The following is a 22,019-nucleotide window of genomic DNA, read 5'->3' as shown; positions in this document are numbered from 1 at the left end:
CTCCGTCTGGCCGTCCCCGCCCATGGCCGCCCGGACGGCGGCGCGGAAGTCGTCCATGGTCTTGCCGTGTCTGGGCCTCCAGTGCTCCACGTCGGCGTGGTTGGAGGCGATGCCCGCCCGGTAGCCCTCGGCGTGGCAGAGGATATCCACCACCCGCTTGGCCTCGTCCCGCTCGCCCAGCTTCATGCAGGTCATCCAGTACCAGTCCACCGTGGCGGCCAGGCACAGGGGGTCGTGCTTGGCGATGAGGTGGCGGGCCTTTGTGTGGCACATCTTGGCGTGCTCATAGAGCCCTTCCAGATATGCGGCCACGCCCTGGTAGTACCACGCCTCCCAGTCCATGGGGTTGAGGGCGGAGGCGGTGGCCAGCTCGGAGATGGCCATCGTATAGTCGGACTGCCCCATCAGCTTGCGGCCCCGCCAGGTCCGGAGGGAGGCGTGGAAAGGCGCGTAGATCAGGCCTGTGGAGAAACAGTGGAGCGCCATCTCGTTCTCCCCCTTCCAGGTGTGCTGCAACCCCTTCTGGTACCACAGCTCCGGATTGCAGGGGTCTGTCTTCAGCTTTTCGTTTACCTCCGCCAGCAGCTTCTCATCCGGGTCCAGCGGCTCATACTTCATGTTCTTCTCTGCCATCTCAATCTTCTCCTTGATCATAAATCATTTGATATGGGACAAGCCCTTGTTGAATGCTCATGTACGGTAAAGAAGCAAGCAACCGAAAACAATAGATAGACCGCCAGCACTACACTATTCCGAACCAAAGACCAAAAGATAAGCATTTTGAGAAAATCTAAACTTTTGGATTTTCCTACAATGCCGACTACGGCGGAATCCCTCCCACTCCTTATATATTTCTTTCTGTATACATTGAATTTGTATTTAGTAAAATGCAGACAACACCACGGATCGGCTTTTGGCTGGACAATTCCAACCAAACACCGCAGCAGACAGTAGAAACCATTCTGAACGTTAGGAAGCCGGTATGATTGTTACATATAAGGGGAAGAAAAATTTCTTTTAGATACTTGTTTTCCTAAAACTGATGTGATATAATAATTCAATTCCAGAAAAGGAGTAAAAAATATGCGGCAAGGTATTCTTAAATAAAACTATAATCAAATAGTGGGAACAAAGGATTATGATAGTCCCTTTTGTAGGGGCTTAGTTTTTTGTACCCAATTTAAGAATACTTTTGCCTTATCAATTTTGACATATCCCCAAAAACAGCACTCACAAACAGGTGTATGCTGTATATGTGTATGTCCGCAAATTATCATCCCCAGTGGTAAAAGTATTTTACTGCTGGGGATTTTTATGCCCTTCGGGGCAGTAAAGGGAGGACAATCACATGAAAATAATCAATATTGGAATTCTTGCCCATGTAGACGCTGGAAAGACGACCTTGACGGAGAGCCTGCTATATGCCAGCGGAGCCATTTCAGAACCGGGGAGCGTCGAAAAAGGGACAACGAGGACGGACACCATGTTTTTGGAGCGGCAGCGTGGGATTACCATTCAAGCGGCAGTCACTTCCTTCCAGTGGCACAGATGTAAAGTCAACATTGTGGATACGCCCGGCCACATGGATTTTTTGGCGGAGGTGTACCGCTCTTTGGCTGTTTTAGATGGGGCCATCTTGGTGATCTCCGCTAAAGATGGCGTGCAGGCCCAGACCCGTATTCTGTTCCATGCCCTGCGGAAAATGAACATTCCCACCGTTATCTTTATCAACAAGATCGACCAGGCTGGCGTTGATTTGCAGAGCGTGGTTCAGTCTGTTCGGGATAAGCTCTCCGCCGATATTATCATCAAGCAGACGGTGTCGCTGTCCCCGGAAATAGTCCTGGAGGAAAATACCGACATAGAAGCATGGGATGCGGTCATCGAAAATAACGATAAATTATTGGAAAAGTATATCGCAGGAGAACCAATCAGCCGGGAAAAACTTGTGCGGGAGGAACAGCGGCGGGTTCAAGACGCCTCCCTGTTCCCGGTCTATTATGGCAGCGCCAAAAAGGGCCTTGGCATTCAACCGTTGATGGATGCGGTGACAGGGCTGTTCCAACCGATTGGGGAACAGGGGAGCGCCGCCCTATGCGGCAGCGTTTTCAAGGTGGAGTATACAGATTGCGGCCAGCGGCGTGTCTATCTACGGCTATACAGCGGAACGCTGCGCCTGCGGGATACGGTGGCCCTGGCCGGGAGAGAAAAGCTGAAAATCACAGAGATGCGTATTCCATCCAAAGGGGAAATTGTTCGGACAGACACCGCTTATCCGGGTGAAATTGTTATCCTTCCCAGCGACAGCGTGAGGTTAAACGATGTATTAGGGGACCCAACCCGGCTCCCTCGTAAAAGGTGGCGTGAGGACCCCCTCCCCATGCTGCGGACGTCGATTGCGCCGAAAACGGCAGCGCAAAGAGAACGGCTGCTGGACGCTCTTACGCAACTTGCGGATACTGACCCGCTTTTGCGCTGCGAGGTGGATTCCATCACCCATGAGATCATTCTTTCTTTTTTGGGCCGGGTGCAGTTGGAGGTTGTTTCCGCTTTGCTGTCGGAAAAATACAAGCTTGAAACAGTGGTAAAGGAACCCACCGTCATTTATATGGAGCGGCCGCTCAAAGCAGCCAGCCACACCATCCATATCGAGGTGCCGCCCAACCCGTTTTGGGCATCCATCGGACTGTCTGTTACACCACTCCCGCTTGGCTCCGGTGTACAATACGAGAGCCGGGTTTCGCTGGGATACTTGAACCAGAGTTTTCAAAACGCTGTCAGGGATGGTATCCGTTACGGGCTGGAGCAGGGCTTGTTCGGCTGGAACGTAACGGACTGTAAGATTTGCTTTGAATACGGGCTTTATTACAGTCCGGTCAGCACGCCGGCGGACTTCCGCTCATTGGCCCCGATTGTATTGGAACAGGCATTGAAGGAATCAGGGACGCAACTGCTGGAACCTTATCTCTCCTTCACCCTCTATGCGCCCCGGGAATATCTTTCCAGGGCTTATCATGATGCACCGAAATACTGTGCCACCATCGAAACGGTCCAGGTAAAAAAGGATGAAGTTGTCTTTACTGGCGAGATTCCCGCCCGCTGTATACAGGCATACCGTACTGATCTGGCCTTTTACACCAACGGGCAGAGCGTATGCCTTACAGAACTGAAAGGGTATCAGGCCGCTGTCGGCAAGCCAGTCATCCAGCCCCGCCGTCCAAACAGCCGCCTGGACAAGGTGCGCTATATGTTTCAGAAGATAATGTAACGTCTTGCGCAATGCAAGCGTTCATTGCTGGCTATTGCGAAATATCATTGATAAAATCAGTATCAGAGAGGAGAAACTATTTTGAACCAGGAACAGACGAATATTACAACAGGAAAGCAAATACGTCATCTGCGAACACAATTGGGAATGACACAGGAAGAACTAGCCGGGGAATTGAATGTTACCCGGCAGGCACTATCGAATTGGGAGAGAGATGTTAATGAACCCGATTTAAATATGTTGAAAAAAATTTGCTTTCTTTTTGGAGTCAACATGGACGATTTTGCGAAGGAGGTAATAACAAAGATGGAAACATATGAAAAAAAGGAGAAACGACAATTTAATAAGTACGATATGGCAATTGGACTTTTTTATGGTGTTGGTATATTTCTTGGCATTGGTATTTTCTTTGTTGGCGGTTTTATGACAATGTCAGGTGCAGGGTGGGGAGCATCACTATTTGGCGGTGGCTGTTTTTCTCTTGTATTTGGCTTGATATGCCATGCAGTTATTACATTGAGAAGAAATGACAAATGATGACATATCCTGCTTTCTATACTTTTCGGTAATACCGAGTAAAAAAAGCCGCTGCTTTTGGCTTTCCAATAGCGGCGGCTTAATGCAAGCGGCGGCAAAGGGAAATATCCTTTGAATACCTTACAGAAGAAAAGTTTTGCAGCATTACAAAAATAAAAGCCTATACCATTTTGGAAAGAAAAGATACATAATAGTCAAGACGACAACAATCAGAAGTTATGGAGGGTAACAATGGAATATAGTAAGGAAGATTTAATGGAAGCAAAAAAGCAAATTTTGGGAGTGGGAGAGAACATGGGAACAGAGGAAAGTAAAAAAATCTGGGAGGAGAACGCACAATTTTGGGATAATGCAATGGGTGACGAATCTAATGAATTTCACAGAGAGGTAGTGCGCCCCAAAGTAACGGAACTTCTATCTCCTAATCCTGCGGATTACATTTTGGATATTGCGTGTGGCAATGGAAATTATTCTTCGTATCTTGCACAAAGAGGTGCTTCGGTTGTCGCTTTTGATTACAGCAAAAAAATGATAGAATTGGCTAAAAGACGGCAATCACAATATGCAAAACAAATTGAATTTTGTGTGGCGGATGCGACCGATAGAAAAAGTATATTAGAATTAAAAAGAAATCGAGCCTTTACGAAAGCAGTTTCTAATATGGCAATTATGGATATTACGGACATTGAACCACTTCTTATGGCTGTTTATGAACTGTTGCAGGAAAGCGGAATTTTTGTCTTTGCAACGCAACACCCTTGTTTTGTCACGTTGACTGAAAAATATATGACACCGCACAGTTACTATGATATAGCGATTGAAGGGCAACCGAAAGAGCAGATTTATTATCATCGTTCCATACAAGATATTTTTAACCTTTGTTTTAGAGCTGGATTTGTCATTGATGGATTTTATGAAGAATGTTTCAAAACCAACAAAGAAATTCCTATGGTAATGATAGTAAGGCTTAAGAAGGTAAAACGTGATAGCTTAAAATAAATTCAAGTTTGTCGGGTAAATAGCAAACCCAGCCGAGCCAGTCAACGATAAAATGAACGCCGCTTCGCGCCGTCGTTGACAGCCCCGCCCGTCTTTGCTGGTAGGCAATCAAGGGGCGACAGCAAGGAGTACTGCCGCCCCGCACTATTATTCAGAGAGGGGGAATTTCCATGACCGAAGATGAAGCCTACAAGGTGCATATCCAGTACACATTCAATGCCTTTTGCAAGGTAGTCATTCGTCACGCAGCCATAGATAAAATCTTGAAGCTGCGCCGGAGGTGGGAACGGGAAGTTTCCCTTGATTATCTGATGAGTGAAAAGTTTGTCCAGCTTGCCGAGCCGGAGTAGCTTGAAGAATATCTTTTTACCGCCTGCGGCCAGACCGCCGTTCTGTATCATGCGGAGCTTGCCGCCGCCCTTGCCCTTTTGCCGGAGCAGACGCAGGAAGAAATTTTTCGTTACTATTTCCTGCGCCAGCCGCAGCGAGTGATCGGCGTACATATTGGCCGGACACGCAGCACAGCGGGGCGGCATATCCGGCTTGCCTTGCAGCGGTTAAGGCGGCTCATGGAGGGAAATGACTATGAGTAAACTTCTCCCCTATGAAACAATCGTCAAAGCCCATGAGGGCGACCCGGACGCAATCGACACCATTCTTTCCCACTATGCCGGATATATCCGCTACTGTTCCAAAGTACACGGGAAAGTCAACGCCGAAGTTGAGGAACATATAAAGCAACAGCTCATTGCCGCCCTGTTCAAATTTCGCTTTGACCGATAAACAAAGAACAAACACTGGCTGTCATTAGCGGTTTCACTCCAGCCAGTTTACAATTCATCTATTCCTAAAGGAAGCAGGTCATAGTATAATAGAACCAACGACAAATATACTTTTAGGGGAGATATAGCAATATGAAAAGTAATAAATACTTAACTATTGGCTTATTAACAGGATTTATTGTCGGTGGTTGCATAGGTGTGTTGGCATGGGCGTTTTTGCAAAATCTTTTTGCTATTTCTATTTGTGCAGGTATCGGAATGTTGATTGGAATTGTTATAGGTACATTGATTGATTATGAAAAAAATAATCATCAAGAGAAATAGAAAAAATGCACAATGCCTTAAAGGGAAAACAGGAATTTATTGTGCTATCCATCATCGGGCCAACCTGACCTGAACTTTCAAAACTGAATATCCACCGCCCATCGGCGGCCAGCGAAAGCAGTAAGTCTGAAAAAGATTTGCTGCTTTTTTCTTTATCCGTTTGGCAAAATCGCAAAGTCATCCGTAGTAGGTAGGTGAAGCCGGAAACAAAAAATTTTCTGCGGCGGTAGCCAAATCTGCATTTTCTGTATTTCTAAGGCAAAGGAAAATTTGAGAAAATTCCCGGCAAGCGGGTAGCTGGCGGCCTTTGAAATGTATCTTTAGCGGAAAGAAAGAACTGCGGGTAAAAATCGCCCCACGCCGTAAGATTTTTGCAGAAATCCGGCCAAAACAGGCGGCAGCTATACGAGTAGTAAGTGCAAGGGGAAATCTACGGCTTACTTAGAGCAAGTTTCTACCACGGTGCCAAAATCCGCAATTCTGCGGTTTTGCCCCTCGCGGGAAACTTGTTGGGGAGTGCCTTCCCCAAACCCTGCTATGCGGCTTACGCCGCAAAAATATTTCTGTCCGGCAGACAGGAAATGCCCCGAAAATAGCTAACAGACCAGCCCATTTTTTGTGATAAGTGAAAGGAGGTTTACAGCCCATGCCGAAGCGATACAACACCCCCCACCGCAGCCATGTTGTGAAAACCCGGCTGACCGATGAAGAATACGCCGACTTCACAGAACGGCTTGCGCCCTATGGTATCAGTCAGTCCGAATTTCTCCGGCAGGCCATCCGGCGCACTACCATACGCCCCGTACTCCATGTGTCGTCAGTCAATGACGAGCTGCTCTCCGCTGTCGGGAAGCTCACAGCCGAGTACGGCAGGATTGGCGGCAATCTCAACCAGATTGCCCGCACCCTCAACGAGTGGCATAGCCCCTACCCGGCTATGGCAAAGGAATTGCGGGAAGCGGCCGCCGACCTTGCCGCCCTCAAGTATGAAGTCCTAAAGAAAGTAGGTGACGCCGTTGGCAACACTCAAGCATTTAGGCTCTAAGAACGCCGACTACGGAGCCGCCGAACAATACCTGCTCTTTGAGCATGACGAATTTACTATGAAGCCCGTCCTTGATGAAAACGGCAGGCTTATCCCCCGTGAGGATTATCGCTTGTCCACGCTGAACTGCGGCGGCGAGGATTTTGCCGTTGCGTGTATGCGCTCCAATCTCCGCTATGAGAAAAATCAGCGGCGGGAGGATGTGAAAAGCCACCACTATATCATCAGCTTTGACCCACGGGACGGGCCGGACAACGGCCTGACCGTAGACCGGGCGCAGGCGTTGGGGGAGCAATTCTGTAAAGAGCATTTCCCCGGCCATCAGGCCCTTGTCTGCACCCACCCGGACGGGCATAACCACAGCGGCAACATCCATGTGCATATCGTCATTAACAGCCTGCGGATAGAGGAAGTGCCGTTCCTGCCCTACATGGACAGGCCAGCGGACACGAAAGCCGGGTGCAAGCACCGCTGCACCGACGCAGCCCTACGCTACTTCAAGTCCGAGGTCATGGAGATGTGCCACCGGGAAGGACTTTACCAAATCGACCTCTTGAACGGCAGCAAGAACCGTGTCACAGACCGGGAATATTGGGCGCAGAAAAAGGGACAGGCCGCACTGGACAAGCAGAACGCCCCCATGATTGCAGGCGGTATCACGCCCCGGCAGACCAAGTTTGAAACGAACAAGGAGAAGCTGCGGCAGACCCTACGGAAAGCCCTTGCCACCGCTGCCAGCTTTGACGAGTTTTCCTCTCTGCTGTTGCGGGAGGGTGTGACCGTCAAGGAGAGCCGGGGGCGGCTGTCCTACCTCACGCCAGACAGGACGAAGCCTATCACCGCCCGGAAGCTGGGCGGCGACTTTGACCGCACCGCCGTCCTTGCCGTTTTGGAGCAGAACGCCCAGAGGGGCGTAACGGTTCGCTACACCCCGCAGCACCAAGCCGCCAGAGCCGCCGAACAGACCGCAGCCATACCCGAATACCTACACGCCGGGAAAGGCCGCTTACAGGGCGAAAAGACAGGGAAAATCGACCCCAGACAGGACAGTGTGCAGCGGCTTGTGGACATTGAGCAGAAGATGGCCGAGGGCAAGGGCAAAGGCTATGAACGATGGGCGAAGATACACAATCTGAAACAGGCCGCCAAGACCCTGACCATCTACCAACAGTACGGCTTTTCTTCCCCGGAACAGCTTGAAGCCGCCGTTGCTACCGCCTATCAGGAAATGCGCCAGACCAGCGGCGAACTGAAAGCACTGGAAACGAAGCTGCAAGGGAAAAGGGAGTTGCGGCAACAGGTACTTGCCTATGCCAAGACCAAGCCCATCCGCGAGGGGCTGAAAGCGCAGAAATCCGAGAAAGCCCGCGCCGCATACCGCCAGGCAAACGAGAGCGATTTTATCATAGCCGAAGCCGCCGCCCGGTATTTCAAGGCACAGGGGCTTACCAAGCTGCCCGGCCGAAAAGCGTTGCAGGCCGAGATCGAGCAGCTTATCTCCGAGAAAGACGGCCTGTACAACACCTATCACGAACAGAAGCAGCGGTTCAGGGAGTTGCAGACCGTCAAGCGGAACATCGACCAGATTTTGCGCCGGGAAGAGCCGCACCGCAGAAAGGAGCAGAGCCATGAACGATAAGCCGTCCCGCATGGACTACCGCCAGCACCAGGCAGCCCGCCGCCTTGTGCATGAGTGCTGTAACTACGACGAGGGGAACTGCCTGCTGTTAGACGACGGGGAGCCTTGCGTGTGCGTCCAGAGCATTTCCTATTCCCTCATGTGCCGCTGGTTCCGTGTGGCTGTCCTGCCCCTTGACGGGGAGCTGGCCGCAGCCCTCTTGTACCGGGGGAGCCGGAAACGCTGCGCGGTCTGCGGGGCGGCCTTTGTCCCCAAATCCAACCGGGGGAAATACTGCCCCGGCTGCGCCGGGTGCATGAAGAAACGCAAAGCCGCCGAGAGAAAGCGGAAACAAAGGCAGAAATGTCACGCTTTAGAGCCTTTCAAACCCGCATAAATCAAGGCTTTTTTCGTGGGTGTCAAAGGGTATGCGATACATTTATCCTTTCCCCCCGGAAATGCCGTCCTAATGCGTGACAAAGCCCAAAAACGACACAACACAGAGGGAGGTGATACTATCGCTGATTATATCAGGGCAGACACCACGCTGCCCGCCTATCTTCCATACCCCCGTTTCCTGCTGAAAATGGAGATTTCACAGACCGCCAAGCTGCTGTATGCGCTTTTATTAGACCGCTCCACCCTGTCACAGAAGAACGGCTGGCAGGACGGCGAGGGCAGGATATTCATTGTCTACCCCGTTGCGGAGATAGCGGAAATGCTGGACAAGGGTTGTACCGCCATCAAGGGAGCCTTGAAAGAACTGGACGCAGCCGGGCTTTTAGAACGGGAACGGCGGGGCTTCTCCGCACCCAATCGGCTTTATGTGAAAGTGCCGCCTGTCCCAGTGGTACGGTTTTCCGACCAACTGATGGCCGGAAAAGCGACCCTCATACAGTCGGAAAAGCGACCTTATGACGGTCGGAAAACCGACCCTATGATGGTCGGAAAACCGACCCCTAACAAAACTAATATAAACAACTTAATAGAGAACCAAACAATGAGAGCGAGTGGGGAGCCGCCCACAGCTTATGGCCGATATGAGAATATTTTTCTGTCAAAGGACGAATATGACGAGTTACAGGCAGAATACCCGGACAGGCTGGAACGGCTGATTGAGGAAATGAGCCATTACCTTGCCGCCAGCGGGAAAGCCTACCAGAATTATGCCGCCGCCTTGCACAGATGGGCGGCCAATGACAAAAAGGGAGCCGTAAAACAGGGCATCCCCGACTATACCTGTATGGAGGGAGAAAGCTTATGACAAGTGAAATCAAAGATATTTTGGAGAACATGACAACCGCCGCCCCGGAGATGGAGGACTATATCGGCGAGGACGGACTGCTTTACTGCGGAAAGTGCCATACGCCGAAAGAAGCCTACTTCCCGGAGGGTAAGGAGCTGTTTGGCCGTGACCGCCACCCGGCAGAGTGCGACTGCCAGAGAGCCGCCCGTGAGCAGCGGCAGGCCGCCGAGGAACACCGCCGCCATGTGGAAGCCGTGGAAAATCTGAAACAGAGGGCTTTTGCCGACTCAGCCATGCAGCAATGGACATTCGAGAACGACAACGGCAGAAACCCGCAGACCGGGATTGCCCGGCGGTATGCGGAGCATTGGGAAGAAATGCAGGCCGAAAACATCGGCTGCCTGTTCTGGGGGAACGTCGGCAACGGGAAAAGCTACCTTGCGGGCTGTATCGCAAACGCCCTCATGGAGAAAGAAGTCCCCGTATATATGACGAACTTCGCCGTTATCCTGGGCGACCTCTCTCCCGGCTTTACAGGCCGGAATGAGTATATTTCCCGCCTTTGCCGCTATCCGCTGCTTATCATTGACGACTTCGGCATGGAGCGTGGCACCGACTATGGACTGGAACAGGTATTCCATGTGATTGATACCCGATACCGCAGCAACAAGCCGCTGATCGCCACCACCAACCGCCCGCTGGACGAGTTGAAAAAGCCGACAGACACGGCCCATTCCCGGATTTATGACCGACTGCTGTCCATGTGCGTCCCGATACGCTTTACTGGCGTCAACTTCCGGCAGGAAACCGCAAAGCGGAAAATGGAAACCATGAAGAAACTGCTGGCTGAATGAAAGGAGTATTGCCTATGGAGAATATCAAGCAGCACGACCACCGTACCACCCGCCGCCCCGACTGCGTGACGGAAATCCGCATGGGGAATACCGTTCTTGTCGTGTCCGGCTTTTTCAAGAAAGACACCACCAGCACCGCCGCCGACAAGATGGCGAGGGTACTGGAAGCGGAAGCCGCTGCTACACAAAAAAAGGCGATTTGACAAGCTGTAAAGAAGCAGATTTATCACTTTTACCGCTGTACAGCCGCCCCTGTTCCGTGGTACAATGAAACCACGGAATAGTGGGGCTGGCTGTCGGAAACGGAGGATTTTATGTTAAGACAAGCCACCCAAAACCTCATTACCGCCCTTTATCCGAGATTGTCCCATGAGGACGAATTGCAAGGCGAGAGTAATTCCATTTCCAACCAGAAACGGATTTTGGAAGCCTACGCCAAGCAGAACGGCTTTACCAATCTGCGCTGGTACACCGACGACGGCTACTCAGGTGCGAACTTCCAGCGGCCCGGATTTCAAGCCATGCTTGCAGACATTGAAGCCGGGAAAGTCGGCACCGTCATAGTCAAGGACATGAGCAGGCTGGGGCGTAATTACTTGCAGGTGGGATTTTACACGGAAATGCTGTTCCCTCAAAAGGGCGTGCGTTTTATCGCTGTCAATGACAACGTGGACAGCGCAAACGGCGGCATGGACAATGATTTTACCCCTCTGCGGAACTTATTTAACGAATGGCTGGTGAGAGATACGAGCAAGAAAATCAAGGCAGTAAAGAAAGCAAAAGGCATGAGCGGCAAGCCTGTAACCAGCAAGCCAGTCTATGGCTATCTCATGGACAAGGACGAGAACTATATCGTTGACGAGGAAGCCGCCCCGGTTGTCCGGCAGATTTACCAGCTTTGCCTTGCGGGAAATGGCCCGACCAAGATTGCCCGTATGCTGACGGAGCAGCAAATCCCCACGCCGGGGACGCTGGAATACCGCAGGACGGGCAGCACCCGACGCTACCACCCCGGCTATGAGTGCAAGTGGGCGACAAACACCGTCGTCCATCTGCTGGAAAACCGGGAGTACACTGGCTGTCTGGTAAACTTCAAGACGGAGAAGCCCTCTTACAAGGTCAAGCACAGCGTTGAGAACCCCATCGAGAAGCAGGCTATCTTCCCAAATCACCATGAGCCGATTATCGACACGGAAACATGGGAGCGTGTGCAGGAGTTACGCAAGCAGCGAAAACGCCCGAACCGCTATGATGAAGTGGGGCTGTTCTCTGGTATGCTGTTCTGCGCCGACTGCGGCCATGTGCTGTATCAGCAGCGGTATCAGAACAAGAACCGCAAGCAGGACTGTTATATCTGCGGCAGCTACAAGAAGCGTACCCGTGACTGTACGGCACACTTTATCCGCACCGACCTTTTGACGGCGGGCGTGCTTTCCAATCTCCGGCAAGTGACGGAATACGCCGCCAGGCATGAGAGCCGCTTTGTAAAGCTGCTCATCCAGCAGAACGAAATCGGCGGCAAGAGAAAGACCGCCGCAGCCACGAAGCAGCTTGAACAGGCCCAGACACGCATTGCCGAAGTGAACCGCATTATCAAGCGGCTGTATGAGGACAATGTAAGCGGCAAAATCAGCGACGAGCGTTTCATGGAGCTGTCGGCGGACTATGAGCAGGAGCAGCGGGAACTGAAAGACCGGGCTGCCGCTTTGCAGGAGGAACTTTCCAAGTCGCAGGCCGCCACCGTCAACGCCGAGAAATTCATGGGGATTGTGAGAAAGCACCTTGCTTTTGAAGAATTGACCCCCACCCTCTTGCGGGAAATGATTGAGAAAATCGTCGTGCATGAGTGCAGCTATGACGAGAACGGCACCCGCAGGCAGGACATTGAGATTTATTACAGCTTTGTCGGCAAGATAGACTTGCCGGAAGCCTAACGCCTGACCTATCCGACACAGCCCTAAGTGCCGGATAGGAACGGCAAAATTTTTTACACTTCTATTACTTCTTTATCGCACATTAGCAAATATGGCGGAATTATAGTCTACACATTCTGTTTTTATCAAGTTGCGAGCGTTTTTTTATTCTATTTTTATGTATAAAAGCTGCATTTTTCAGTGAATATTATCAAATATTATTCATTTTTAGGACAAAACTTGCATTCAAAACTGTCAACAATTAAAAAGTGTTGCTTTCAGGGCGGGTATAGAAAAATTTCTTTGGCCAATTTTTGCAAATTGGACTTTTTCAGTCCGGCGGCGTATACTTGACAAAAAGCGCCGCCTGTCCCATACGTGGAACCGAGGGTTTCGCCGCCTCCTGTTTCTGCAGTTTCTTGGCCATAACAGGCAAATCTGAGCTTTGAGGTGGGGGAGTATGTTGCCGAAGCTAAAGCATGCGAATGTAAAGAGCGAGTTTTACAACATCTGGCGGGTAGAAAACCTGAACTACATCACACATATCCATGAAGAGCTGGAGATGGTGTACCTCTCTCAGGGCCAGCTGGAGGTAACGCTCGAGGACGAAGCGTATCTCCTGCGGGCCGGGGATGTCTGCTTTGCCGGCAGCCTGCAGGTCCATCAGTACCACAGCCTGGGCTACAGCAAATGCCTCATGATCGGAGCCTCGCCAAGTGTGGTGAACCTGTGCCAGGATGCGCGGAAGGATTTTCAGCTGGAGTGCCCCATCATCCGGAAGGGACAGTACAGCCCGGAGCTGGGCGCTTTGTTTGAGCTGCTGATCGAGTCCACCGACCTGATTCAAAATCCCGGGACCTGCATGGGGCTGATCAACGCCATCTTTGAATATCTGTGGGGTACGTCCCGTCAAGTTCCCAGGCCGGAGGTCCTCGCCCCGGTCAAAATGGTGCTCATGTACCTGCACCAGAACTGCTTCAAGCCCATTACGCTGCTGACAGCGGCCGAGGCGCTGGAGATGTCACAGTATCAGCTGTCCCGTCTGTGCAACCAGCAGATCGGAATGGGCTTTAACGCCTACCTGAAATTTCTCCGCGTCACGGCTGCAAAGCGGCTGCTCGTCAGCACGGACTGGCCCATGCCTGATATCTCCTCCCAGTGTGGATTTGAGAGCATCCGCACCTTTAACCGGGCGTTTAAAGAGCTGACAAACGGGCTCTCCCCCAGCGACTACCGGAACAGTCAGGCAGGCACATCCTTCTTCCAGATGAACACCGACGACAAACGCTAAACAAGAAAGCCGCGCCGCCGCCGGATTCCCCTTCTTTGGGAATCCGGCGGCGGCGCGGCCGTTATGGGCGATTGATTCTAATGGTTACTTGTTGGCGGTGTTGGCGGCCTTCCACGCCTTCATTTTCTGATGGCGGCGGACGAAGTAGGCCACACACAGGCCCAGCAGCACCACGTCCACCACACCGGCGGTGATGTACAGCCAGTAGGGCACATAGGGCTGGGCGATATCCTCGGCGGCGCTGTTCGCCGTCATATAGAGGATGTTGTGGGTGGCGCTGCGCATGGCCTGGCGGCCGTCGGGGGTGCCGGTGGTCTCCTCGCCGGGGCTGCTCAGACCCATGAGGGCCAGCTGGAGGTCGCAGCCGGCGCGGACGCAGCGGTCGGCGTCCACATAGCTCAGCTGCATGATGCAGTCGGTGATAACGGTGCCCCGGAAGCCCCACTCGTTGCGCAGCACCTGGGTGAGCAGCTCAGGGCTCTCGGCGCAGTTGGTGGTGCCCAGCCGGTTGAAGGCGGCCATCATGCCCTGGGAGTGTCCCTCCTTGACGGCCAGCTCAAAGCCCTTCAGGTACACCTCACGCATGGCCTGCTCGTTGAGCCAGGTGCACAGGCCGCCCTGGTCCCGGTTGGTCTCCTGGTCGTTGACGGCAAAGTGCTTGGAGTAGCAGTACACGCCCTGGGACTGGATGCCCTGTATCTCGGCGGCGGCCATCTTGCCGGTATGGAGGCCGTCCTCGGAGAAATACTCATAGTTGCGGCCGGAGAAGGGAGAGCGGAAGATGTTCAGGCCGGGGGCGTAGAGGCCGGAGATGTTGTAGGCGATGGCCTCCTGGGCAAAGGTGGTGCCCATGCGGCCGGCCAGCTCCTGGTTCCAGGTGCAGCCCAGCACGGACTGGCCGGTGTACTGGGTGCCGGTGACGCCGGCCATGATGTTGTTGATGCCGTTGGGGCCGTCGGTCTCGGTGTAGTAGGCCTTGCCCACCGAGGGCACGGCCTGGGTGCACCAGCCGCCGTTGGCGATGAGGTTGGTCATCTCCTCCACGGAGATCTGCTCCAGCAGCTTGTCCCACTGGGGGTCGTCGTAGTCCAGGCCCTTCATGTCGGCCAGGGTGAGGCCGTTGTCGGCAAAGGTGATGTCTGCGGCCTCCGGGTCGGAGGGCACGGAGGTATCGGTGAGGGCGGAGACGATCTCAGCGGAGGCCTCCCGGCTCTGGGGGGCCCGCTGGGTGGGCATGGTGCCGGCCCAGTCGGCACGGGAGACATAGGTCACGTCCTCGCCCCAGGTCACGTCGTCAAAGAGGTTGACGGCGGCCACGGCATCGGTGGAGCGGGGGCCGTCGTTGGCGTCGTTGTAGATCACGTCCTGGGCCACAGTGACGGTGCGGCTGTCGATGACATCGTGGGAGTTGTTCATCAGCTTGATCTCATACTCGCCCTGCTCCAGCACATAGGCGCCGCCCTGGGCCTTGACGCCGGTATAGTCGTAGGAGGCCATGTCCTCGTAGGTAAAGGAGATGGTGACGGTCTCGCTCTCCCCGGGCTGGAGGATGCCGGTCTTGCCGAAGCCGGAGAGGACCACGTGGCTCTTCTCAATGCCGCCGGGGGTGTAGGGGGCGGTGTAGTAGACCTGGACCACGTCCTTGCCCGCCGCGTCGCCGGTGTTGGTGACGGTCACGTCCATGGCGACGGTGGTGCCGTCGTCCCGGAAGTCGGCGATCTCCTGGGTGAAGGTGGTGTAGCTCAGGCCGTAGCCGAAGGGGTACTGGACGGTCTCGTCGTAGTCGATGAAGCCGTCGGCAGCAGCGGTCTCATAGTACCGGTAGCCCACGTAGATACCCTCCACGTAGTCCACATAGTGGTAGGCGTCGGGCTCGGTGTTGGCGGAGATGGGGGAAGTGTTGGTGTAGGTCACATTGGAGTAGTCGTAGTCGCCGAAGCTGTAATAGCTGGGCGCGCTCTCCACGGCGTAGGCAAAGGTGCTGGTGGTGCGGCCGGAGGGGTTCACCTCGCCGGAGAGGATCTGTCCCAGGGCATTGCAGCCGGTGGAGCCCAGGCAGCCCAGCCACAGGGCGGCGTCCACGTCGTCCTCCTCCAGGAAGCCCAGCTCCATGGCATTGGCGGAGTTGACCAGCACCACCACGGTGCCGAAGTTCTCCTTGACCATGTTGAGCATGTCGATCTCCACCTGCTGGAGCTCCAGGTAGTGCTTGCCCGCGTCGCCGCCCTTGACGCCCACGGAGGTGGCGGCGCCGGAGGAGCCCACCTCGCTCTCGCTGGGGGTCATGTCCAGGGGCAGGTCGGCGCCCTCGCCGCCCAGGCGGGAGATGACCACCAGAGCCACGTCGGAGAAGGCCTTGGCGTTGGCCAGCAGCTCGTCAGAGTACTCGCTGACCGGGGGTTCGTTGATGTCGAAGTTGTTGCCGGTGTAGCCCACGCCGGTGCGCTCCACGAAGTGGTCGTCGTAGAAGTCCACCAGCTCCTGGTTGACCTCAAAGCCGGCATTGGTCAGGCCCTGGGCCATGGTCACGTTGTTGCTCTCGTCGCCGGAGCCCGAGCCGGAGCCGCCGTACACGGTGTCCCGGGAGCCGTAGCCGAAGAGGTTGACCTTGCTGCCCTGGGCCAGGGGCAGGGCGCCGTTTTTGTTGTCCAGCAGGATGATGCCCTCGGAGGCCACCTCCTCCGTCATGGCGGCGGATGCCTCCCCCGCCTCGGAGGTCTCCGCCTCGGAGGGGCCTTTGTTGAAGAAATTGTTGATCATGGTCACGTTGGGCGGGATAAGCACGGCGGCGGCGGCGTTGACGGCCAGCAGCAGGGCCAGCACCACGCACATGACCGCCATGGCCGCCTTCCGGGGACGCCGGACAGGGGCAGACGCTTTCTTTTCCATGGATACTCCTCCTTGTTCTCTGTGCCCGTGCACAGGCTTTGGCAGGAGTATAGCACCTTCTCCCTTCCCCGCCGGGGCGGCATACCCACTTTGCGCTTTTTCCGGCGTAACTCGCACAAAACAGCGGGATGGCCGGAGATTTTTCCGGCCGCCCCGCTGTCAGGACGCTTCCCTGGGGATGGTCACCCGCAGGAGAAAAATGCCGTCCTCCGCCTGGATGGTGAGGAAGCCGCCGTACTTCTCCGCGGTGGAGCGGATGCTCTTCAGGCCGAAGCCGTGGTAGCCCCTGTCCGCCTTGCGGGTGACGGGCAGCTCCCCGTCGAAATTCAGGGCGCCCTGATAGTAGTTCTCCATCTGGAAGAGCACCAGCCCCGCCCGGGAGAAGACCGACACGGCGATGGTCCGCTTCTCCGGGTCGTCCAGAGGGGTGACGCTCTCGATGGCGTTGTCCAGGGCATTGCCGAAGATGGTGTAAATGTCCACCCCGTCCATAAAGTCCAGGCAGTCCCCGTCAGCCACGCAGGTGAGCGTAATGCCCCGACTCTCGCACAGCAGGCTCTTTTCGGTGAGGACGGTGTCCAGGATGTCGTTGCCCGTCTTGACCACGCTGTCGTAGATCATCACCGACTGCTCCAGGGCCTGGATGCTCTCCTCCCGCTCCCGCCGGTCGGAGATACGCCGCAGGGCGGCGATCTGGTGCTTCAGGTCGTGGCACTTGCGGTTGATGAGGTCCACGTTCTCCGCTGAGAGCTGGTACTGCTCCCGGCTCTTGTGCCACAGCTGCTGCTGCACATCCAGCTCATGCTGGAGGGAGAGCCGCTTCTGCTGTCCCACCTGTCCCCACAGGACATAGAAGCAGCAGAACATGGCGTAGAGCAGACACACCGGGTACAGCGGCCCGCCCGCCTCCTCCAGCTGCTGGGCCACGGCGGAGAGCACCAGGGCGATGGACAGGGCGCTGACCATGGTGCCCAGGGAATGGGTCACCTTGGTGTTGTACCGCCCCTCCCGGGCCAGCTGCCGGGCGAAGAGGACGTATGCCCCGGCGTAGACCGCCACATACAGCAGCACCGCCAGCAGGGTGTGCTCTCTGGGCTGGGTGATCTCCCACTCCAGGTGAAAGAGCCGGTAGAGGCAGTAGGTGAAGTGCTGGGTCAGATAGGCGCAGGTGGCGCAGTATACCGCCTCCCATGGCGAGATGTCGCAGCACAGCAGCGCGAAGGCCACCGCCAGGCCAAAGGAGAGGAAGGAGTAGACCAGCACAAGGGGCAGAGTTGTCTCCTGCAGGCCGGGGAAGAGTCTGCCCATAAGGTACATCAGCGGCCAGAAGCACAGCAGGCAGAGCACAATTCCGGCCGCCGCCCGGAAGGGGAACCACCTGCGCCGCCGCAGGGGCAGGCAGAACAGCACCGCTGCGGCCAGCAGCTCCATGGGCAGGTCGGCGGCCATCAGCACCTGGACCAGCACTTCTCTCACCGCAGCCCACCTCCCAGGTAGTCGCTCAGCCGCTGGAGGAACTCCTTGCGCCGGGGGCGGCTCACCGAAATGGTGTGGCCGTGGACCTGGACGGTCTCCTTGCCCACGCCGGTGACGTTTTTCAGGTTGACCATGTAGCTGTGGCTGCACCGGACAAAGGACAGCCCGGCCAGCTTCGTCTCCATCTCCTGGAGGGACCCGGACATCACGAACTCCTCCTCCATGGTGTGGATGTGGAGCCGGTGGTTGACCACCTCGATGAAGAGGATCTCGTCGGTGGATACCCGCTTCTCCCCCTCTCCGGCGGGGAGCATCAGGTAGCGCCGCTCCCGGCTGGCCACAATGGTCATGGCCTTTTTCAGCTTCAGGGCCAGCTGGCCGTAGGTCACCGGTTTGAGGACAAAGTCCAGGGCATCCACCTCATAGCCCTTGATGGCGTAGCGGGCCATGTTGGTGATGAACATGATGACAGCCGCCGGGTCCACGGCCCGGATGCGCCGGGCGGCGCTCATGCCGTCCAGGTGGGGCATCTCAATGTCCATGAGGATGATGTCCCACACCGGCCGGTAGTCCTCGGCGATGTCCATGCCGTCGGGAAAGACCACGATCTCCCCATCCAGCCCGTTCTCTTTCAGGTACCGCCGGACGCACTCCTCCAGCTGCCGGGCACAGGCCCGGTCGTCCTCCACAATCGCCACTCTTGTCACGAAAATCCCCCTTCTCCCACTGTCTGTGTCCCCTCCAGGCGCCGCTTTTCTTTCGGCCTGCGCTCCCTCACTCCAGCCAGTCGGCCCAGGTCCGGGCGAACAGGTTGTCCTTGAGGCAGGCGAAGTAGAAGGCGCCGCTCATGGGCGTGTCGGCCAGGTCGAACCGGGCCAGGGTGCCCTGGGCCAGCTCCCGCTCCACCACCGGCGCGTACAGGAAGGACACGCCCAGTCCGTCCACAACCAGGGCCTTGATTGTGGAAAAATCGCTGATGGCGGACACCTTGGGGAAGCTGCGCAGGGTACGGTTGTGGCGGCGGAGGGCGTCCTCAAAGATGGCCCGGGTGCCGGAGCCCACCTCCCGGATGAGGATCCGCTCGTCCTCCAGCTCCTCCATGGTGGCCGCCCGCCCTGCCAGCCTGTGTCCCGGCGGGCAGACGCCGAAAAATTCCTCCTGCCGGTACAGCCTGGTCTCATACCGGTTCCGCTCGAAAAAGCCCTCCACCAGTACAAAGTCCAGCCGCCCTGCCTCCAGAGCCCGGAGCAGGACCTGGGTGTTGTCCACCATCAGGGAGAAGGATGCCTCCGGGTGCTCCCGCAAAAAGCGCTCCACCTTGGGGGCGATGACGAACTCGCCGATGGTCTTGGAGGCCCCCACCCGCAGGGACACGGGCGCGGGGGCCGCCATGGCCTCCTCCACCTTCTGGCTGTTGTAGGCCAGGGAGCGGGTGTACTCCCGGAGCCTCAGCCCGGCCTCCGTCAGCCGGAGCACCTTTCCCTCGTAGGTGAAGAGGCGGCAGCCGTAGTGGTCCTCCAGGTGGTGGATGTGGTGGGTCACCGCCGGCTGGGTCAGGCAGAGCCGCTCGGCCGCCCGGGTATAGTTCATGGTCTCGCACAGGACAAGGAAGGTATTCCAGCGTGGGTCCAGCATGGCGCATCACCTATAACTCCAATTTATGGTGGCATTACGAATCTTCATTTTATTTTATCGCTCTCTTGGGCTATAATCAAGGGCGCCGAACGGAATACATAAAAAGAGAGAGAGAACACATCCATGAATTCTGTCAAACGAATCGGGCCCGGTCTGGTGCTCTGCCTGCTCCTGTCCATCCCCAGCGTTCTGCTGGGCCGCCTGTTCCCCGTGGTGGGCGGGCCGGTGTTCGCCATTCTGGCGGGCATGCTGGTGTCCCTGGTCCTGAAGGACCGGACCCGCTACCAGGCGGGCATCGCCTTCACCTCCAAGAAGATCCTCCAGTACGCGGTCATCCTGCTGGGCTTCGGCCTGAACCTGTCGGAGATCGCCAAGGTGGGCGCCAAGTCCCTCCCCATCATCTGCACCACGGTCTCCATGTCCCTCATCATCGCCTTTCTCATCCGGAAGTGGCTGAAGATGCCCAACAACATCTCCGTGCTGGTGGGCGTGGGCTCCTCCATCTGCGGCGGCTCGGCCATCGCCGCCACCGCCCCCGTCATCGGCGCGGACGACGAGGAAATCGTCCAGTCCATCTCGGTCATCTTCCTGTTCAACATTCTGGCAGCCCTGCTCTTCCCCACCCTGGGCGGAATGATGGGCATGAGCAACGAGGGCTTCGGCCTCTTTGCCGGCACCGCCATCAACGACACCTCCTCCGTGACCGCCGCCGCCTCCACCTGGGACACCCTCCACAACACCAACGGCGCGGTGCTGGAGTACGCCACCATCGTCAAGCTGACCCGCACCCTGGCCATCATCCCCATCACCCTGGCCCTGGCCTTCTGGCGGACCTGGCAGGTCAAGCGGGGCGGCGCCGTCTCCAACGGCTCCTTTGACCTGAAGAAGATCTTCCCCTTCTTTATCCTGTTCTTTGTGCTGGCCTCCATCATCACCACGGTCTCCACCATGGCGGGGGTGAACCCGGCTCTGTTCCAGGCCTTCAAGACCCTGTCCAAGTACTTCATCATTCTGGCCATGGCGGCCATCGGCCTGAACACCAACCTGGTCAAGCTGGTCAAGACCGGCGGCAAGCCCATCTTCATGGGGGTCTGCTGCTGGGTTGGCATCACCTGCGCCAGTCTCATCATGCAGCACGTCCAGGGCCTGCTGTAAGGCTTTCATTGAACATCCATTCACTTTTGCGGTATTTTGAAAGGGAGTAAGACAGCTATGTACGATATCATCATCATCGGCGCCGGCCCTGCCGGCATCAGCGCGGGCATCTATGCGGTCAGCCGGGGCAAGAAGACCCTGGTGCTGGAGAAGGCCCAGGTGGGCGGCATCATCGGCAAGGTGTCCACCGTCACCCACTACACCGCCCTGGAGGCCAGGGAGACCGGCGCCACTTTTGCCAGGCGTATGAAGGAGCAGGCCCTGGCCGCCGGGGTGGAGATCGCCTATGAGACGGTCACCGGCGTGACCCTGACCGGCCCGGTCAAGACGGTGCGCACCGACAAGGGCAGCTATCAGGCCGGCCGGGTCATCCTGGCCAACGGCGGCACCCTCCGCAAGCTGGGCATCCCCGGCGAGGCGGAGCTGGCGGGCCACGGCATCGGCCTGAATGCGGCCAAGGACGGCGCGGACTACGCCGGCCGGAACATCTACGTGGTGGGCGGCGCGGACGGCGCGGTGAAGGAGGCCCTGTATCTGGCCTCTCTGGCCAAGAAGCTGACCATTATCCACTTTGAGGACCAGCTGGGTTGCATCCCGGAGTTCCGGGAGAAGGTGGCCGCTGCGGGCAACATCGAACTGCGTCTGGGCTCCCGGCTCCACGCCGTCTCCGGCGACGTCCGGGTGGATCGGCTGGAGATTGCCAGCGAGAAGGACGGCTCCATTGAGACGGTGGAGGACCCGGGCTGCGGCGTCTTTGTGTACGCCGGTGTGACCCCCAACACGGAGCTGTACACCGAGCTTGCCCTGGAGGGCGGCTATATCCCCACCAACGAGAAGATGGAGACCGCCATTCCCGGCGTGTACGCTGCCGGCGACATCCGGGTCAAGCAGGTCTGCCAGGTGGCCACCGCCGTGTCGGACGGCGCCATTGCCGCCATCAACGCCGCCATGTGAGGGCGTAAACCCCTGTTTCCCTGAAAAGCAGCA

The 22,019-nt window shown here is 56.2% G+C and carries 21 protein-coding genes; 15 read left to right on the top strand and 6 right to left on the bottom strand.

The window, feature by feature from the left end:
• Positions 1-633: tetratricopeptide repeat protein (locus tag WMO64_RS05050; RefSeq protein ID WP_435412050.1), on the bottom strand; the 633-nt coding region annotated here is incomplete at its 3' end.
• 715 nt (positions 634-1,348) lie between these two features.
• On the opposite strand from WMO64_RS05050, the gene tet(W) reads away from it, so the two are divergent.
• From tet(W) to WMO64_RS05035, 3 genes are all read left to right on the top strand, one after another.
• Positions 1,349-3,268, top strand: a complete 1,920-nt coding sequence (tet(W), locus tag WMO64_RS05045) for a tetracycline resistance ribosomal protection protein Tet(W) (RefSeq protein ID WP_000691721.1) — start codon at positions 1,349-1,351, stop codon at positions 3,266-3,268.
• A gap of 81 nt (positions 3,269-3,349) precedes the next feature.
• The gene (locus WMO64_RS05040; protein ID WP_001071126.1) at positions 3,350-3,805 is read left to right on the top strand and encodes an XRE family transcriptional regulator; all 456 of its coding nucleotides are present in this window, start codon (positions 3,350-3,352) and stop codon (positions 3,803-3,805) included.
• Positions 3,806-4,036: 231 nt separating this feature from the next.
• Complete coding sequence (locus tag WMO64_RS05035; RefSeq protein ID WP_000456787.1) at positions 4,037-4,804, top strand: class I SAM-dependent methyltransferase; 768 nt, start codon at positions 4,037-4,039, stop codon at positions 4,802-4,804.
• Positions 4,805-4,845: 41 nt separating this feature from the next.
• On the opposite strand, the gene WMO64_RS17135 is transcribed toward WMO64_RS05035, so the two are convergent.
• Positions 4,846-5,307 (bottom strand): hypothetical protein, encoded by a 462-nt coding sequence (locus WMO64_RS17135; protein ID WP_021659603.1) that lies wholly within the window; start codon positions 5,305-5,307, stop codon positions 4,846-4,848.
• 82 nt (positions 5,308-5,389) lie between these two features.
• On the opposite strand from WMO64_RS17135, the gene WMO64_RS05025 reads away from it, so the two are divergent.
• The 10 genes from WMO64_RS05025 to WMO64_RS04980 all read left to right on the top strand — a co-directional run bounded on the left by WMO64_RS05025 (position 5,390) and on the right by WMO64_RS04980 (position 13,877).
• Positions 5,390-5,587, top strand: coding sequence for a helix-turn-helix domain-containing protein (locus tag WMO64_RS05025; protein WP_001909500.1), 198 nt, complete (start codon positions 5,390-5,392; stop codon positions 5,585-5,587).
• 131 nt (positions 5,588-5,718) lie between these two features.
• The gene (locus WMO64_RS05020) at positions 5,719-5,910 is read left to right on the top strand and encodes a hypothetical protein (protein ID WP_000841357.1); all 192 of its coding nucleotides are present in this window, start codon (positions 5,719-5,721) and stop codon (positions 5,908-5,910) included.
• A 646-nt stretch (positions 5,911-6,556) separates the two neighbouring features.
• Positions 6,557-6,955 carry a plasmid mobilization protein gene (locus WMO64_RS05015; RefSeq protein WP_001126628.1) on the top strand — a complete coding sequence of 133 codons (399 nt, stop codon included), beginning with the start codon at positions 6,557-6,559 and terminating at the stop codon, positions 6,953-6,955.
• Positions 6,927-8,594: a relaxase/mobilization nuclease domain-containing protein gene (locus WMO64_RS05010; RefSeq protein ID WP_009249723.1), complete on the top strand. Its 1,668-nt coding sequence runs from the start codon at positions 6,927-6,929 to the stop codon at positions 8,592-8,594. Before WMO64_RS05015 ends, WMO64_RS05010 begins: the two co-directional genes overlap by 29 nt.
• Positions 8,584-8,970, top strand: coding sequence for a cysteine-rich VLP domain-containing protein (locus WMO64_RS05005; RefSeq protein WP_000998386.1), 387 nt, complete (start codon positions 8,584-8,586; stop codon positions 8,968-8,970). The genes WMO64_RS05010 and WMO64_RS05005 overlap by 11 nt, the downstream gene beginning before the upstream one ends.
• A 72-nt stretch (positions 8,971-9,042) precedes the next feature.
• The gene (locus tag WMO64_RS05000) at positions 9,043-9,837 is read left to right on the top strand and encodes a replication initiator protein A (protein WP_001205019.1); all 795 of its coding nucleotides are present in this window, start codon (positions 9,043-9,045) and stop codon (positions 9,835-9,837) included.
• Complete coding sequence (locus WMO64_RS04995; protein WP_000200031.1) at positions 9,834-10,673, top strand: ATP-binding protein; 840 nt, start codon at positions 9,834-9,836, stop codon at positions 10,671-10,673. Before WMO64_RS05000 ends, WMO64_RS04995 begins: the two co-directional genes overlap by 4 nt.
• Before the next feature lie 14 nt (positions 10,674-10,687).
• Positions 10,688-10,876 (top strand): transposon-encoded TnpW family protein, encoded by a 189-nt coding sequence (locus WMO64_RS04990; protein ID WP_000427739.1) that lies wholly within the window; start codon positions 10,688-10,690, stop codon positions 10,874-10,876.
• Positions 10,877-10,987: 111 nt separating this feature from the next.
• A complete protein-coding gene (locus WMO64_RS04985; protein ID WP_000945966.1) occupies positions 10,988-12,607 on the top strand; it encodes a recombinase family protein in 1,620 nt (539 codons plus the stop codon).
• A 439-nt stretch (positions 12,608-13,046) separates the two neighbouring features.
• Entirely contained in the window at positions 13,047-13,877 is an 831-nt protein-coding gene (locus tag WMO64_RS04980; protein WP_294516481.1) for an AraC family transcriptional regulator, read from the top strand.
• Positions 13,878-13,961: 84 nt separating this feature from the next.
• Here WMO64_RS04980 and WMO64_RS04975 read toward each other — a convergent pair whose 3' ends face one another.
• The 4 genes from WMO64_RS04975 to WMO64_RS04960 all read right to left on the bottom strand — a co-directional run bounded on the left by WMO64_RS04975 (position 13,962) and on the right by WMO64_RS04960 (position 19,877).
• Positions 13,962-16,766 (bottom strand): beta-glucosidase, encoded by a 2,805-nt coding sequence (locus WMO64_RS04975; RefSeq protein ID WP_349231212.1) that lies wholly within the window; start codon positions 16,764-16,766, stop codon positions 13,962-13,964.
• Between the two features lie 159 nt (positions 16,767-16,925).
• Entirely contained in the window at positions 16,926-18,242 is a 1,317-nt protein-coding gene (locus WMO64_RS04970) for an ATP-binding protein (protein ID WP_349231211.1), read from the bottom strand.
• The gene (locus tag WMO64_RS04965; protein ID WP_349231210.1) at positions 18,239-18,949 is read right to left on the bottom strand and encodes a LytR/AlgR family response regulator transcription factor; all 711 of its coding nucleotides are present in this window, start codon (positions 18,947-18,949) and stop codon (positions 18,239-18,241) included. The genes WMO64_RS04970 and WMO64_RS04965 overlap by 4 nt, the downstream gene beginning before the upstream one ends.
• 67 nt (positions 18,950-19,016) lie before the next feature.
• Positions 19,017-19,877: a LysR family transcriptional regulator gene (locus WMO64_RS04960; RefSeq protein WP_294516489.1), complete on the bottom strand. Its 861-nt coding sequence runs from the start codon at positions 19,875-19,877 to the stop codon at positions 19,017-19,019.
• A gap of 123 nt (positions 19,878-20,000) precedes the next feature.
• Between WMO64_RS04960 and WMO64_RS04955 the strand changes: the two genes are divergently transcribed.
• Entirely contained in the window at positions 20,001-21,032 is a 1,032-nt protein-coding gene (locus WMO64_RS04955) for a YeiH family protein (RefSeq protein ID WP_349231209.1), read from the top strand.
• A 57-nt stretch (positions 21,033-21,089) separates the two neighbouring features.
• Entirely contained in the window at positions 21,090-21,986 is an 897-nt protein-coding gene (locus WMO64_RS04950; protein WP_349231208.1) for an NAD(P)/FAD-dependent oxidoreductase, read from the top strand.
• Positions 21,987-22,019 lie beyond the last annotated feature (33 nt).

Source organism: Pseudoflavonifractor intestinihominis, assembly GCF_040096055.1.
GTDB classification, from domain to species: Bacteria; Bacillota; Clostridia; order Oscillospirales; family Oscillospiraceae; genus Pseudoflavonifractor; species Pseudoflavonifractor intestinihominis.
This window is presented reverse-complemented; position numbering and strand designations above follow the sequence as displayed.

Bases quoted from the DNA above. Each gene is read 5' to 3' on its own strand.
- WMO64_RS05035 (WP_000456787.1), top strand. From the start codon at position 4,037: ATGGAATATAGTAAGGAAGATTTAATGGAAGCAAAAAAGCAAATTTTG.
- WMO64_RS05015 (WP_001126628.1), top strand. From the start codon at position 6,557: ATGCCGAAGCGATACAACACCCCCCACCGCAGCCATGTTGTGAAAACC.
- WMO64_RS04990 (WP_000427739.1), top strand. From the start codon at position 10,688: ATGGAGAATATCAAGCAGCACGACCACCGTACCACCCGCCGCCCCGAC.
- WMO64_RS04980 (WP_294516481.1), top strand. From the start codon at position 13,047: ATGTTGCCGAAGCTAAAGCATGCGAATGTAAAGAGCGAGTTTTACAAC.
- WMO64_RS05005 (WP_000998386.1), top strand. From the start codon at position 8,584: ATGAACGATAAGCCGTCCCGCATGGACTACCGCCAGCACCAGGCAGCC.
- WMO64_RS04995 (WP_000200031.1), top strand. From the start codon at position 9,834: ATGACAAGTGAAATCAAAGATATTTTGGAGAACATGACAACCGCCGCC.
- WMO64_RS05000 (WP_001205019.1), top strand. From the start codon at position 9,043: ATGCGTGACAAAGCCCAAAAACGACACAACACAGAGGGAGGTGATACT.
- WMO64_RS04955 (WP_349231209.1), top strand. From the start codon at position 20,001: ATGAATTCTGTCAAACGAATCGGGCCCGGTCTGGTGCTCTGCCTGCTC.
- WMO64_RS04985 (WP_000945966.1), top strand. From the start codon at position 10,988: ATGTTAAGACAAGCCACCCAAAACCTCATTACCGCCCTTTATCCGAGA.
- WMO64_RS05020 (WP_000841357.1), top strand. From the start codon at position 5,719: ATGAAAAGTAATAAATACTTAACTATTGGCTTATTAACAGGATTTATT.
- WMO64_RS17135 (WP_021659603.1), bottom strand. From the start codon at position 5,307: ATGTACGCCGATCACTCGCTGCGGCTGGCGCAGGAAATAGTAACGAAA.
- WMO64_RS04950 (WP_349231208.1), top strand. From the start codon at position 21,090: ATGTACGATATCATCATCATCGGCGCCGGCCCTGCCGGCATCAGCGCG.
- WMO64_RS04975 (WP_349231212.1), bottom strand. From the start codon at position 16,766: ATGGAAAAGAAAGCGTCTGCCCCTGTCCGGCGTCCCCGGAAGGCGGCC.
- WMO64_RS05025 (WP_001909500.1), top strand. From the start codon at position 5,390: ATGAGTAAACTTCTCCCCTATGAAACAATCGTCAAAGCCCATGAGGGC.
- WMO64_RS04960 (WP_294516489.1), bottom strand. From the start codon at position 19,877: ATGCTGGACCCACGCTGGAATACCTTCCTTGTCCTGTGCGAGACCATG.